The organism is Flavobacterium rhamnosi (genome assembly GCF_048286515.1).
Lineage (GTDB): Bacteria > Bacteroidota > Bacteroidia > Flavobacteriales > Flavobacteriaceae > Flavobacterium.
Genome location: NZ_JBLVPS010000007.1, coordinates 98,292 through 113,140 on the forward strand (window position 1 = coordinate 98,292; position 14,849 = coordinate 113,140).

Annotated in this window: 12 protein-coding genes and 4 tRNA genes; all 16 read left to right on the forward strand. The window is 35.4% G+C overall.

Translation table 11 applies throughout. The features are described from left to right. The first annotated feature begins 50 nt into the window (after positions 1 to 50). The 16 genes from rpsU (at position 51) to rpoC (ending at position 14,847) form a co-directional block, all read left to right on the forward strand. Positions 51 to 245: a 30S ribosomal protein S21 gene (rpsU, locus tag ACNQGN_RS07975; protein WP_035670421.1), complete on the forward strand. Its 195-nt coding sequence runs from the start codon at positions 51 to 53 to the stop codon at positions 243 to 245. Between the two features lie 70 nt (positions 246 to 315). Beyond that, on the forward strand, positions 316 to 1,212 hold the full coding sequence (locus ACNQGN_RS07980) for a tyrosine-type recombinase/integrase (protein ID WP_417987309.1): 897 nt from the start codon (positions 316 to 318) through the stop codon (positions 1,210 to 1,212). A gap of 34 nt (positions 1,213 to 1,246) precedes the next feature. Beyond that, the gene (gene hpf / locus ACNQGN_RS07985; protein ID WP_417987310.1) at positions 1,247 to 1,549 is read left to right on the forward strand and encodes a ribosome hibernation-promoting factor, HPF/YfiA family; all 303 of its coding nucleotides are present in this window, start codon (positions 1,247 to 1,249) and stop codon (positions 1,547 to 1,549) included. Between the two features lie 91 nt (positions 1,550 to 1,640). After that, positions 1,641 to 1,714 (forward strand) — tRNA-Thr (locus tag ACNQGN_RS07990). Between the two features lie 31 nt (positions 1,715 to 1,745). Continuing rightward, positions 1,746 to 1,826 (forward strand) — tRNA-Tyr (locus tag ACNQGN_RS07995). A gap of 69 nt (positions 1,827 to 1,895) precedes the next feature. Beyond that, positions 1,896 to 1,967: transfer RNA gene (locus ACNQGN_RS08000), tRNA-Thr, on the forward strand. Between the two features lie 54 nt (positions 1,968 to 2,021). Further along, entirely contained in the window at positions 2,022 to 3,209 is a 1,188-nt protein-coding gene (tuf, locus tag ACNQGN_RS08005; RefSeq protein WP_417987311.1) for an elongation factor Tu, read from the forward strand. A 58-nt stretch (positions 3,210 to 3,267) separates the two neighbouring features. Further along, positions 3,268 to 3,338: transfer RNA gene (locus tag ACNQGN_RS08010), tRNA-Trp, on the forward strand. Positions 3,339 to 3,356: 18 nt separating this feature from the next. Then, the gene (secE, locus tag ACNQGN_RS08015; RefSeq protein ID WP_417946898.1) at positions 3,357 to 3,554 is read left to right on the forward strand and encodes a preprotein translocase subunit SecE; all 198 of its coding nucleotides are present in this window, start codon (positions 3,357 to 3,359) and stop codon (positions 3,552 to 3,554) included. 10 nt (positions 3,555 to 3,564) lie between these two features. Next, on the forward strand, positions 3,565 to 4,116 hold the full coding sequence (gene nusG, locus ACNQGN_RS08020) for a transcription termination/antitermination protein NusG (protein ID WP_417957749.1): 552 nt from the start codon (positions 3,565 to 3,567) through the stop codon (positions 4,114 to 4,116). A 69-nt stretch (positions 4,117 to 4,185) separates the two neighbouring features. Beyond that, a complete protein-coding gene (rplK, locus tag ACNQGN_RS08025; RefSeq protein ID WP_066082293.1) occupies positions 4,186 to 4,623 on the forward strand; it encodes a 50S ribosomal protein L11 in 438 nt (145 codons plus the stop codon). Positions 4,624 to 4,636: 13 nt separating this feature from the next. Then, a complete protein-coding gene (gene rplA / locus ACNQGN_RS08030; protein WP_143386190.1) occupies positions 4,637 to 5,326 on the forward strand; it encodes a 50S ribosomal protein L1 in 690 nt (229 codons plus the stop codon). Between the two features lie 22 nt (positions 5,327 to 5,348). Beyond that, positions 5,349 to 5,861, forward strand: coding sequence for a 50S ribosomal protein L10 (gene rplJ, locus ACNQGN_RS08035; RefSeq protein WP_417987312.1), 513 nt, complete (start codon positions 5,349 to 5,351; stop codon positions 5,859 to 5,861). A 93-nt stretch (positions 5,862 to 5,954) separates the two neighbouring features. Then, on the forward strand, positions 5,955 to 6,323 hold the full coding sequence (gene rplL / locus ACNQGN_RS08040; RefSeq protein ID WP_417987313.1) for a 50S ribosomal protein L7/L12: 369 nt from the start codon (positions 5,955 to 5,957) through the stop codon (positions 6,321 to 6,323). Between the two features lie 123 nt (positions 6,324 to 6,446). Next, the gene (gene rpoB, locus ACNQGN_RS08045; protein WP_417987314.1) at positions 6,447 to 10,259 is read left to right on the forward strand and encodes a DNA-directed RNA polymerase subunit beta; all 3,813 of its coding nucleotides are present in this window, start codon (positions 6,447 to 6,449) and stop codon (positions 10,257 to 10,259) included. Positions 10,260 to 10,539: 280 nt separating this feature from the next. Continuing rightward, positions 10,540 to 14,847 carry a DNA-directed RNA polymerase subunit beta' gene (gene rpoC, locus ACNQGN_RS08050; RefSeq protein ID WP_417987315.1) on the forward strand — a complete coding sequence of 1,436 codons (4,308 nt, stop codon included), beginning with the start codon at positions 10,540 to 10,542 and terminating at the stop codon, positions 14,845 to 14,847. Positions 14,848 to 14,849: the final 2 nt, after the last annotated feature.

Genomic DNA, 14,849 nt, shown 5'->3' on the forward strand with positions numbered 1-14,849 from the left:
TCAAAATAATGTTTACTTTTGCACACTTAAAGAAAGGGGGTGTCTATATTATGTTAATTATACCAATTAAAGACGGAGAAAATATCGATAGAGCGTTAAAACGTTACAAAAGAAAATTTGATAAAACAGGAACTGTTCGTCAACTAAGAGCACGTACTGCTTTTATTAAGCCTTCAGTAACAAATAGAATCAAAATTCAAAAAGCGGCTTATATCCAAAATATGAGAGATAACTTAGAAAGTTAGTCAATATCTATTAAAATAAATTACCGTTAGTCATTAAAAGTTTTATAACTTTGATGCTAACGGTTTTTTTATGACTAATAATAAAGGTGCATTTCGGGATTATTTGCAGTTGGAGAAAAAATATTCTTCACATACAGTTACTGCGTATTGTAATGATGTTGCTTCTTTCGAATCATTCAATAGTATTCATTTTGATCAAAAGGGCGTAGAGCAAGCCAATTATAGTCAAATTAGAAGTTGGATTGTGTCTCTTGTTGATGATAATGTATCAAATACCTCCGTTAATAGAAAAATTGCGTCCTTAAAAGCATTTTATAAATTTCTATTAAAAACGAAGCAAATAGAAGTGAGTCCGCTATTAAAGCACAAAGCATTAAAGACACCTAAGATATTACAAATTCCATTTTCTGAAAAAGAAGTTGAGGATGTGTTCAGTCATATGCAAAATCCAATAGGTTTTGAGGAAATAAGAAATAAGCTTATGGTTGATTTGTTCTATACTACCGGTATACGAAGAACAGAGTTGATTCATTTAAAAGTAGTTAATATCAATTTATCCAGCAGTACGATCAAAGTGTTGGGGAAGAGGAATAAGGAGCGGGTATTGCCAGTTTTGCCAATAATTATAGATCAATTTTCGTTGTATTTAAATGAGCGTTCGTCTTTGTTGTCTATAGTGGATAGCGATTATTTTTTTCTCACAAAAAAAGGGTTAAAATTAAATGATTCTTTTGTGTATCGATTAATAAATTCTTACTTTAGTGCTGTCTCCGAGAAAGTAAAAAAGAGTCCGCACATATTGCGACATACGTTTGCTACTCATTTATTGAATAATGGAGCCGATTTGAATTCAGTGAAAGAATTATTAGGGCATTCTAGTTTGGCATCAACTCAAATATATACGCACAATAGTTTGTCAGAGCTAAAAAGAGTATATGAAGATGCGCATCCCAGGAATCAGAAATAATTTGGAAATGTTTAACTATTAAAAAAAAATGATTATGAAGGTAAATGTCCAAGCGGTTAACTTTACTGTTGACAGAAAGCTAGTAGATTTTGTTCAAGAAAGAATGGACAAGTTGGAAAAATATTACGATAAAGTAGTATCGGCAGATGTCTTTTTAAAAGTTGAAAAGACAAGTGATAAAGAGAATAAAATTGCCGAGATAAAAATTAATGTCCCTGGAGATGATTTTGTAGTTAAAAAGCAGTGTAAAATTTTTGAAGAAGCAGTGGAACTTTGTGCGGAATCTTTAGAACGATTGTTGGTGAAAAGGAAAGAAAAAATAAGTTCGCACATTTAATATAAATTTTTTTTAAAAAATGTTTTGAATGAGAGATAAAATCTCTACATTTGCAGTCCGTTAGAAATAGCGGACTTTTTTTATTGATAATGCCAGTGTAGCTCAGTTGGCTAGAGCAGCTGATTTGTAATCAGCAGGTCGTGGGTTCGAGTCCCTCCACCGGCTCTTTTTTTTGAAATATTGATATTAATGGTAAGGGGAGATACTCAAGCGGCCAACGAGGGCAGACTGTAAATCTGCTGTGTAAACTTCGCAGGTTCGAATCCTGCTCTCCCCACAAAATATAGTTTAAGAGTTTTGAGTTTTAGTAAATTTGAAAGATTAAGCTTGAAATGAAGATTTCTCTGCCGGTGTAGCTCAGGGGTAGAGTGCTTCCTTGGTAAGGAAGAGGTCTCGGGTTCAATTCCCGACATTGGCTCAAGTAAGTAGGAAATAGAAATTAATATATAACTAAGATTAAAAATTAAGTAAAATGGCAAAGGAAAATTTTAACCGTAACAAGCCCCACTTAAACATTGGAACAATTGGGCACGTGGATCACGGAAAAACGACATTAACTGCGGCAATTACAAAAGTATTGTCTGATGCAGGTTACTGTCAAGCAAAATCATTTGATCAAATTGATAATGCTCCAGAAGAAAAAGAAAGAGGTATTACAATTAATACATCTCACGTTGAGTATGAAACTGCTAATCGTCATTACGCTCACGTTGACTGTCCAGGTCACGCGGATTACGTAAAGAACATGGTTACAGGAGCTGCTCAAATGGATGGTGCTATTTTAGTTGTTGCTGCTACTGATGGACCAATGCCACAAACACGTGAGCATATCCTTTTAGGACGTCAGGTAGGTATTCCTAGAATGGTTGTATTCATGAATAAAGTGGATATGGTTGATGATGAGGAATTACTTGAATTAGTTGAGATGGAAATCAGAGACTTGTTATCTTTCTACGAATATGATGGAGATAATGGTCCTGTTGTTCAAGGTTCAGCTTTAGGTGGATTGAATAATGATCCAGTTTGGGTTCCAAAAATTCTTGAATTGATGGAAGCTGTTGATGCTTGGATCGAAGAGCCAGTAAGAGATGTTGCAAAACCTTTCTTAATGCCTGTTGAAGATGTATTCTCAATCACTGGTCGTGGAACTGTTGCTACAGGTCGTATCGAAACAGGTGTTGCTAATACTGGAGATGCAGTTGAAATCATTGGTATGGGAGCTGAAAAATTGACTTCTACTATTACTGGAGTTGAGATGTTCCGTAAAATCCTTGATAGAGGAGAAGCTGGAGATAACGTAGGTATTCTTTTAAGAGGTATTCAAAAAGAAGACATCAAAAGAGGAATGGTAATCTGTAAGCCAGGTTCAGTTAAACCACATGCTACTTTCAAAGCTGAGGTTTATATCTTGAAAAAAGAAGAAGGTGGTCGTCATACACCATTTCATAATAACTACCGTCCACAGTTTTACGTTCGTACAACTGACGTAACAGGTATCATTACTTTGCCAACTGGTGTAGAGATGGTTATGCCTGGGGATAACTTAACTATTGATGTTGTATTGCTTAGTGCAATTGCATTAAATGTTGGTTTACGTTTTGCTATCCGTGAAGGTGGTAGAACAGTAGGTGCAGGTCAGGTAACTGAGATTGTAGCATAATCCTATAAAATAATTTTTAAAACCAGTAACGCCTTGGGTGGTTACTGGTTTTTAATAAACGGGCGTAGTTCAAGGGTAGAATAGCGGTCTCCAAAACCGTTGATGGGGGTTCGAATCCCTCCGCCCGTGCAAATAAACTAAATCATAATGACAAAAGTTGTTAATTACATATCAGAAGCATTTGAAGAATTAAAATCAAATGTAACTTGGCCAGCTTGGTCTGAGGTGCAACGTCTAACGATTGTTGTTGCTGTTTTTTCAGTATTATTCGCTTTGGCAACTTGGGGAGTGGATGAAATTTTCGCAAAAGCTTTGGCTGGATTTTTTAACTGGATAAAAGCATAATTTTTTTGTTATGGCAGATAATAATATTAAAAAGTGGTATGTAGTTAGAGCGGTAAGCGGACAAGAAAATAAAGTGAAAGCATATATCGAAACCGAAATCGCAAGATTAGGAATGGGTGATTATGTTTCGCAAGTTCTCGTTCCTACTGAAAAAGTAGTTACTGTAAAAGAAGGAAAGAAAATAATCAAGGATAAAGTTTATTTTCCTGGTTATGTTATGATTGAGGCGAATCTAATAGGTGAAATACCTCATATTATCAAGTCTATAACAAGTGTTATTGGTTTTTTAGGTGAAATTAAAGGTGGTGAGCCTGTGCCATTAAGACTTTCTGAAGTAAATAGAATGTTAGGTAAAGTAGATGAGTTAGCTGTAAATACAGATACTCGTTCTATACCTTTCAATATTGGAGAAACTATTAAGGTTATTGATGGTCCTTTCAATGGTTTTAACGGAACAGTTGAGAAAATCAATGAAGAAAAGCGTAAACTAGAGGTGATGGTTAAGATTTTCGGAAGAAAAACACCATTAGAGTTAAGTTTTATGCAAGTTGAAAAAGTATAATTTTTTGTTACATCTATAATATCCATTACAATCGCTTCCAAATGATTGTAGTGTTAAATTTTTTAAAAAATGGCTAAAGAAATTAGTAAGGTAGTTAAACTACAAGTTAAGGGAGGTGCTGCGAACCCGTCGCCACCGGTTGGACCTGCTTTAGGAGCTGCTGGGGTAAACATCATGGAATTCTGTAAGCAATTTAATGCTAGAACTCAAGATAAACCCGGCAAAATATGCCCAGTACAAATTACTGTGTATAAAGACAAATCATTTGATTTTGTTGTAAAAACTCCTCCAGCAGCAGTTCAGTTAATGGAAGCTGCAAAGCTAAAATCTGGTTCTGGTGAGCCTAATCGTAAAAAAGTAGCTAGTGTTACTTGGGAACAAATTAGAGCTATTGCTGAAGACAAGATGCCAGACTTAAATGCATTCACTATGGAGTCTGCGATGAGTATGGTTGCTGGAACAGCTAGATCTATGGGTATAACTGTATCAGGAGACGCTCCTTTTTAATTAAGAGAAAGACATGGCAAAATTGACAAAAAAGCAAAAAGAGGCTGCTTCAAAAATTGAAAAGAACAAACTATATTCTCTTAAAGATGCTGCGGCATTGATAAAAGTAGTTGCTTCTGCAAAATTTGATGAGTCTGTTGATATCGCAGTTCGTTTGGGCGTAGATCCAAGAAAAGCGAATCAAATGGTTAGAGGTGTGGTAACATTACCTCATGGAACTGGTAAAGACGTTAAAGTATTAGCATTGGTTACTCCAGACAAAGAAGCGGAAGCTTTAGCAGCTGGTGCAGACTATGTAGGTCTTGACGATTATTTACAAAAAATCAAAGACGGTTGGACAGATGTTGATGTAATTATCACTATGCCTTCTGTTATGGGTAAATTAGGTCCATTAGGTCGTATTTTAGGACCTAGAGGTTTAATGCCAAACCCTAAAACAGGTACTGTAACTATGGATGTTGCAAAAGCTGTTCAAGAGGTTAAAGCTGGTAAAATTGACTTTAAAGTTGATAAAACTGGTATTGTGCATGCAGGAATTGGTAAAATTTCTTTTGGAACCGAACAAATCGTTGACAATGCACACGAAATTATTCAAACATTAATCAAACTTAAACCAACTGCTGCTAAAGGAACATACATCAAAAGTATTTACCTAACTAGCACTATGAGTCCAGCAATTGCTTTGGACCCTAAAGCAGTATAATTGGTAGTTAAAAATTTTTAGTATGACTAGAGAAGAAAAATCAATCGCGATTGAAGTTTTAACTGCACAGTTAGCTGGTACAAACATTGTTTATGTATCTGATATTTCTGGACTGAATGCAGAAACAACTTCAAACTTGAGAAGAGCTTGCTTTAAAGCAGGTATAAAATTAGAAGTAGTTAAAAATACTTTGCTTGCAAAAGCAATGGAAGCTTCAGCTAATGATTATGGAGATTTACCTTCAGTTTTGACTGGTAATAGCGCTATATTCATTTCTGACATAGCAAACGCTCCTGGTAAGATCATAAAAGATTTCAGAAGAAAATCAGCTAAACCTTTATTAAAAGGAGCTTATATCAACTCTGAAATTTATATTGGAGACGATCAATTAGATGCATTAGCAACTATTAAATCTAAAGAAGAGCTTATTGGCGAACTTATTGGATTATTGCAGTCACCAGCACAAAGAGTTATTTCTGCTCTTCAAAACCAATTCGCAAAAAGCGAAGAGGCTACAGAAGAAGTGGAAGCATAATGAAAATAGAGTAGTACTCTAGATTTTATTAAATAAAACGCGCACAATAAATAAATTATATTTTTTACAAATCATTTTAAAACGATAGAAAAAATGGCAGATTTGAAACAATTCGCAGAACAATTAGTTAACCTAACAGTAAAAGAAGTTAACGAATTAGCAACAATATTAAAAGATGAGTACGGTATCGAACCAGCTGCTGCAGCTGTAGTAGTTGCTGCTGGTGGAGGAGAAGCTGCTGAAGAAGCTCAAACTGAATTTACAGTTGTATTGAAAGAAGCTGGTGCTTCTAAATTAGCTGTAGTGAAATTAGTAAAAGAACTTACAGGTTTAGGTTTGAAAGAAGCTAAAGATGTAGTAGATAGCGCACCAAGCAACGTTAAAGAAGGTGTTTCTAAAGAAGAAGCTGAAGGGCTTAAAAAATCTTTAGAAGAAGCTGGAGCTGTAGTTGAGCTTAAATAGTTAAACTCGGTTTTGAGAACTAGGTTTAGGTCTTGGGTACACATCCAAAGACCTAAACCATTTTTCGTATAATAAATTTATACGTTTATTTTACTTTTTTTTTAATCAAAATTTTGTCCATTGATGATAACAAATCAGACTGAAAGATTGAATTTTGCCTCAACAAAAAATATTCCTGATTATCCAGATTTTCTAGATGTTCAGGTTAAATCGTTTAAAGATTTTTTTCAATTAGAAACTAAATCTGACGAAAGAGGCGACGAAGGGCTTTACAATACCTTCATGGAAAATTTCCCAATTACTGATACAAGAAATAACTTCGTATTGGAATTCCTTGATTATTTTGTAGATCCACCACGTTACACAATTCAAGAATGTATAGAAAGAGGTCTTACTTATAGTGTGCCTTTAAAAGCAAGGTTAAAACTATATTGTACAGATCCAGAACACGAAGATTTTGAAACAATTGTTCAAGATGTTTATCTTGGTACAATTCCTTATATGACACCAAGTGGTACCTTTGTTATTAATGGTGCTGAGCGTGTAGTTGTATCTCAATTACACAGATCACCGGGTGTTTTCTTTGGTCAATCATTCCATGCAAATGGTACAAAATTGTATTCTGCCAGAGTAATTCCTTTTAAAGGTTCTTGGATAGAATTTTCTACAGATATTAATAGCGTAATGTATGCTTATATTGATAGAAAGAAAAAATTACCAGTTACCACTCTTTTTAGAGCAATTGGTTTTGAAAGAGATAAAGATATTCTAGAAATTTTTGATCTTGCTGAAGAAATTAAGGTTTCTAAAACAGGTCTTAAAAAATATGTCGGTAGAAAATTAGCTGCCCGTGTATTGAATACATGGCATGAAGATTTCGTAGATGAAGATACTGGTGAAGTAGTTTCTATCGAACGTAACGAAATAATCCTTGATAGAGATACAATTATCGACAAAGATAATGTTGAAGAAATCATTGATTCTAACGTTAAATCTATTTTGTTGCATAAAGAAGATGCTAATCAAGGAGATTATGCTATCATCCATAATACGCTTCAAAAAGACCCAACAAATTCTGAAAAAGAAGCTGTTGAGCATATTTACAGACAATTGCGTAACGCAGAACCGCCTGATGAAGAAACTGCTCGTGGTATTATAGATAAATTGTTCTTCTCTGATCAACGTTACAACTTAGGTGAAGTAGGTCGTTATAGAATGAACAAAAAACTTGGTTTGGATATCCCAATGGAAAAGCAAGTGCTTACCAAAGAAGATATCATTACCATTGTAAAATATTTGATCGAATTGATCAACTCTAAAGCGGAGATTGATGATATTGATCACTTATCAAACCGTCGTGTTAGAACAGTTGGTGAACAATTGTCTCAACAATTCGGTGTTGGTTTAGCTCGTATGGCTAGAACTATTAGAGAGCGTATGAACGTTAGAGATAACGAGGTGTTTACACCAATAGATTTGATTAATGCTAAAACATTATCATCTGTTATCAACTCTTTCTTTGGAACAAACCAGTTATCTCAGTTTATGGATCAAACGAATCCACTTGCCGAGATTACACACAAAAGAAGATTATCTGCACTAGGGCCAGGTGGACTTTCGAGAGAGAGAGCTGGTTTTGAGGTACGTGACGTTCACTATACGCATTACGGACGTTTATGTCCAATTGAAACTCCTGAGGGACCAAACATTGGTTTGATATCTTCTCTTGGTGTTTATGCTAAAGTAAACGGAATGGGTTTCATCGAAACACCTTACCGTAAAGTAACTAACGGAACTGTAGATTTAGAGTCTACTCCAATTTACTTAAGCGCAGAAGAAGAAGAAGGAATGATGATTGCTCAGGCAAATATTCAAATGGATGCTACAGGAAAAATTACTGCCGAAGACGTAATTGCACGTCAAGAAGGTGATTTCCCAGTAATTGAACCAACAAGAGTTGATTATACTGATGTTGCTCCAAATCAAATTGCTTCTATTTCAGCTTCTTTGATTCCTTTCTTAGAGCATGATGATGCGAATAGAGCCTTGATGGGATCTAACATGATGCGTCAGGCCGTACCATTAATTCGTCCTGAAGCTCCAATTGTAGGAACCGGTTTAGAGCGTCAAGTTGCTTCTGATTCCAGAGTTTTAATTAACGCTGAAGGAGATGGAGTTATTGAATATGTAGATGCAAATATTATCACTATCAAATACGATCGTTCTGAGGAAGAAAGAATGGTAAGTTTTGAGCCTGATGAAAAAACATACAATCTGATTAAATTTAGAAAAACCAATCAAGGAACAAGTATCAACTTGAAACCTATCGTAAGAAAAGGTGACAGAGTGGTTCTTGGTCAAGTATTATCTGAAGGATATGCAACTCAAAATGGTGAATTAGCTTTAGGTCGTAACCTAAAAGTTGCATTTATGCCATGGAAAGGATACAACTTCGAGGATGCGATTGTAATTTCTGAAAAAGTAGTTCGTGATGATATTTTTACCTCTATTCACGTGGATGATTATTCATTAGAAGTTAGAGATACTAAATTAGGTAACGAAGAATTAACGAATGATATACCAAACGTTTCTGAAGAAGCTACTAAAGATTTAGATGAAAATGGAATGATCAGAATTGGAGCCGAAGTTAAACCCGGCGATATTCTTATCGGAAAAATTACTCCAAAAGGAGAATCAGATCCTACTCCGGAAGAGAAATTGCTTCGTGCAATCTTCGGGGATAAAGCAGGTGATGTAAAAGATGCTTCATTAAAAGCGTCTCCTTCTCTACATGGTGTTGTTTTAGATAAAAAATTGTTCGCAAGAGCAGTAAAAGATAAACGCAAACGTACTCAAGATAAGGATGCTTTAGGGGCTTTAGAAATGGAGTTCGAAACGAAATTTGTTGAATTAAAAGACAAATTAGTTGAGAAACTTTTTTTAATAGTTAACGGAAAGACATCTCAGGGTGTAATGAATGATTTGGGTGAAGAGGTTTTACCAAAAGGTAAAAAATACACACAAAAAATGCTTTATGCTGTTGAAGATTTTGCTCACTTAAGTAAAGGTCAATGGGTTGCTGATGATGCAACTAATAAAATGGTTAATGATTTAATTCATAACTATAAAATTAAATTGAACGATTTACAAGGTGCATTGCGTAGAGAGAAATTCACTATTACTGTTGGAGATGAATTGCCAGCAGGAATCTTGAAATTAGCGAAAGTATATATTGCCAAAAAACGTAAACTGAAAGTTGGGGATAAAATGGCGGGACGTCACGGTAACAAAGGTATTGTTGCACGTATCGTTCGTCATGAAGATATGCCTTTCCTTGAAGATGGAACGCCAGTTGATATCGTGTTGAACCCGTTAGGTGTACCTTCACGTATGAACATTGGTCAAATTTATGAAACTGTTCTTGGTTGGGCCGGTATGAACTTGGGTAGAAAATTTGCTACACCAATTTTTGACGGAGCAACTCTTGATCAAATCAATGAATTGACTGACGAAGCTGGAATACCACGTTTTGGACATACACATTTATATGATGGTGGTACAGGAGAACGTTTCCATCAAGCAGCAACAGTAGGAGTTATCTACATGTTGAAACTTGGACACATGGTTGACGATAAAATGCACGCACGTTCTATAGGTCCATACTCGTTGATTACGCAACAACCACTTGGAGGTAAAGCTCAATTTGGAGGGCAACGTTTTGGAGAGATGGAGGTTTGGGCACTTGAAGCTTATGGAGCATCAAGTACACTTAGAGAAATCTTGACTGTGAAGTCTGATGATGTTATCGGTAGAGCAAAAACTTACGAAGCAATCGTAAAAGGTGAATCTATGCCAGAACCAGGATTACCTGAATCATTCAATGTATTAATGCATGAATTGAAAGGACTTGGACTAGACATTCGTTTAGAAGAATAAAAAAGTTTAGTTTTCAGTTTTCGGATAGTGATATCCGAAAACTGATTACTCATTTATATAAGTTTTTAGGATTTATACCCGTAACCCGTTCCGATTTTTTATGAAGACCCAATATGGTTTTATAAATAGCGCTTCAAATGCTTATTTTGAGGTTTAGAGAAGTAATTCGAGGTAGTAGTTTAATGATTTAACTCTTTTTTGAGCGATTCGTTTCATAGTTAAAGTAAATCATAAATCTAAAATCAATTTTTTAATTGCGAATAAATCAATAGTAAAAACTATGATGAATAATAGAAATAATAAAGATAAAAACCCGGTAAAAAGGTTTAACAAAATTTCGATAGGACTTGCTTCTCCTGAATCTATCTTGAAAGAATCAAGAGGTGAAGTATTGAAGCCGGAAACTATTAACTACAGAACGCACAAACCGGAGCGTGATGGTCTTTTCTGCGAACGTATTTTCGGACCAGTAAAAGATTTTGAATGCGCTTGTGGTAAGTATAAAAGAATACGTTACAAAGGGATCATCTGTGACCGTTGTGGTGTTGAAGTTACAGAGAAAAAAGTACGTAGAGACAGAGTAGGTCACATCAATCTTGTTGTGCCGATTGCTCATATCTGGTATTTCCGTTCTCTTCCAAACAAAATTGGTTATATCCTTGGTCTTCCGTCTAAGAAATTAGATATGATTATCTACTACGAAAGATACGTAGTAATACAAGCTGGTATTGCTAAAAATGCAGAGGGAGAATCTTTACAAAGATTAGACTTTTTGACAGAAGAGGAATATTTGAATATTTTAGATACGCTTCCTGCTGACAATCAGTATCTTGATGATTTTGATCCTAATAAATTTGTTGCCAAAATGGGAGCAGAATGTATTATGGATTTATTAGCAAGAATTGATCTTGATGCATTGTCTTACCAATTAAGACATAACGCTAATAATGAAACGTCTAAACAACGTAAAACTGAAGCATTAAAAAGACTACAAGTAGTGGAATCTTTCCGTGAGTCTAACTTGAACCGTGAAAATCGTCCGGAATGGATGATTATGAAAGTGGTACCAGTTATTCCACCAGAATTACGTCCTCTTGTGCCACTTGATGGAGGTCGTTTTGCAACTTCAGATTTAAATGATTTATACCGTCGTGTAATTATACGTAACAACCGTTTGAAAAGATTAATGGAGATTAAAGCTCCTGAAGTTATCTTAAGAAACGAAAAACGTATGTTGCAGGAATCTGTAGATTCACTTTTCGATAATACACGTAAAGCATCTGCAGTAAAAACGGAATCAAATCGACCATTAAAATCATTATCCGATTCCCTTAAAGGTAAACAAGGACGTTTCCGTCAAAATTTACTTGGAAAACGTGTAGATTATTCTGCTCGTTCGGTAATTGTTGTTGGACCTGAATTGAAATTGTCTGAATGTGGTATCCCAAAGGATATGGCGGCAGAGCTTTACAAACCTTTCGTTATTCGTAAATTAATAGAAAGAGGGATTGTAAAAACTGTAAAATCAGCTAAGAAAATAATAGATAAGAAAGAGCCTGTAGTTTGGGATATCCTTGAAAATGTAATTAAAGGTCACCCAATATTACTGAATCGTGCTCCTACTTTGCACAGATTAGGTATTCAGGCATTCCAGCCAAAATTAATTGAAGGAAAAGCGATCCAATTGCACCCTTTAGTTTGTACTGCATTTAATGCGGATTTTGATGGGGATCAAATGGCAGTTCACTTGCCTTTAGGACCAGAAGCTATTTTGGAAGCTCAATTGTTAATGTTGGGTTCTCACAATATTTTGAATCCTGCAAATGGAGCGCCAATCACGGTACCTTCTCAGGATATGGTTTTGGGTCTGTATTATATGACCAAGGAACGTTTATCTACACCTGAGCTTAAAATTTTAGGAGAAGGAATCACTTTTTATTCTGCTGAGGAAGTAAATATTGCTTTGAATGAAGGCAGATTAGAATTGAATGCTTCTGTGAAAATTAGAGCAAAACATTTTAATGAAGCTGGTGACTTGGTTTACCAAATAATTAAAACTACTGCGGGTCGTGTATTATTTAATGAAGTAGTTCCCGAAGCAGCTGGATATATCAATGATGTATTGACTAAGAAAAACCTTAGAGATATTATCGGTCACGTTTTAAGTGCTACCGATGTACCTACAACTGCGGCTTTCTTGGATAATATGAAAGACATGGGTTATAAATTTGCCTTTAAAGGTGGATTGTCATTCTCTCTTGGTGATATTAGAATTCCAGATCAAAAACCTAAATTAATTGCAGACGCCAGAGAACAAGTTCAGGGTATTTCTGCTAATTATAACATGGGTCTTATCACTAATAACGAACGTTACAACCAAGTTATTGATGTATGGACTTCAGCGAATGCTCAGTTGACAGAGTTAGCAATGAAAAACATTAGAGAAGACCAACAAGGTTTCAACTCTGTGTATATGATGCTTGATTCTGGAGCGAGGGGTTCCAAAGAGCAAATTCGTCAGTTAACCGGTATGCGTGGTTTGATGGCTAAGCCTAAAAAATCTACTGCAGGTGGTGGTGAAATTATTGAAAATCCGATTCTTTCTAACTTTAAGGAAGGTCTTTCGATCCTTGAGTACTTTATTTCTACTCACGGTGCACGTAAAGGTCTTGCGGATACGGCTTTGAAAACGGCCGATGCAGGATATTTAACAAGAAGATTGCATGATGTATCTCAAGATGTTATTGTTAACATTGAAGACTGTGGTACATTAAGAGGTGTTGAAGTATCAGCATTGAAAAAGAATGAGGAAATAGTTGAATCGCTAGGAGAAAGAATTTTAGGACGTGTTGTGTTACAAGACTTAATCAATCCTTTAACTAGTGAAATTTTAGTTAAATCTGGTCAACAAATCACAGAAGTAATAATGAAAGCGATTGACGCTTCTCCTATTGAGAAAGTTGAAGTTCGTTCTCCATTAACTTGTGAAGCGTTGAAAGGTATTTGTGCAAAATGTTACGGTAGAAATTTAGCTACTGGTAAAATGACACAAAGAGGTGAGGCAGTTGGTGTAATTGCAGCACAATCTATTGGAGAACCTGGTACACAATTAACATTACGTACATTCCACGTTGGTGGGGTTGCGGGTGGTATATCTGAAGAGTCTAGTATCGTTACCAAGTTTAATGGTAAACTAGAAATTGAAGATTTAAAAACTGTTAAAGGTGAAGATAGCGAAGGTAACGCGGTTGATATTGTTGTATCTCGTTCATCTGAATTGAAATTGATTGATGAAAGAACAGGTATCTTATTAAGTACAAATAACATTCCTTACGGTTCTAGTATCTTCGTTAAAGATGGTCAATCTGTTGTTAAAGGAGATGTGATTTGTAAATGGGATCCATATAATGGAGTTATCGTTTCTGAGTTTACTGGTAAAATTGCTTACGAAGATTTAGAGCAAGGTCAATCATTTATGGTTGAAATTGATGAGCAAACCGGTTTCCAGGAAAAAGTAATTTCTGAATCTAGAGCCAAAAAATTAATTCCAACTTTATTGGTTTACGGTAAAGACAATGAATTGATTCGTTCTTATAACTTACCGGTTGGAGCCCACTTGATGGTTGAAAATGGTGAGAAAATTAAAGCAGGTAAAGTATTGGTAAAAATTCCACGTCGTTCTTCTAAATCAGGAGATATAACAGGAGGTTTGCCTAGAATTACAGAGTTGTTAGAAGCTCGTAATCCTTCAAACCCAGCTGTTGTTTCTGAAATCGATGGTGTTGTTTCTTTTGGAAAAATCAAAAGAGGAAACCGTGAGATTGTTATCGAATCTAAATTTGGTGATGTTAGAAAATACCTGGTTAAATTATCAAGCCAAATTCTAGTTCAGGAAAATGACTTTGTAAGAGCAGGGGTGCCTTTATCTGATGGTGCAATTACTCCGGACGATATTTTAAGAATTCAAGGACCAGCAGCTGTTCAACAGTATTTGGTTAATGAAATTCAAGAAGTATACCGTTTGCAAGGGGTAAAAATCAACGACAAACACTTTGAAGTAGTGATACGTCAAATGATGCGTAAAGTAAGAGTACAGGATCCAGGTGATACTTTATTCTTAGAAGATCAATTAATTCACACTAAAGATTTTATCGTTCAAAATGATAAATTATACGGTATGAAAGTAGTTGAAGATGCTGGAGATTCTAGTGCTTTAAAAGAAGGACAAATTATTACGCCTCGTGAGTTGCGTGATGAAAACTCTTTATTGAAACGTACGGATAAAAATCTTGTTGTAGCTCGTGATGTTGTTACTGCAACAGCAACACCAGTTTTACAAGGTATTACAAGAGCATCGCTTCAAACGAAATCGTTTATATCTGCTGCATCTTTCCAAGAAACTACTAAAGTATTGAACGAAGCTGCTGTTGCAGGTAAGATTGATTACTTGGAAGGATTGAAAGAAAATGTAATTGTAGGACATAGAATCCCTGCCGGAACAGGAATGAGAGAATATGACAATACGATTGTAGGTTCGAAAGAGGATTATAATGATATGATGGCTAACAAAGAGGAATATATTTATTAAGA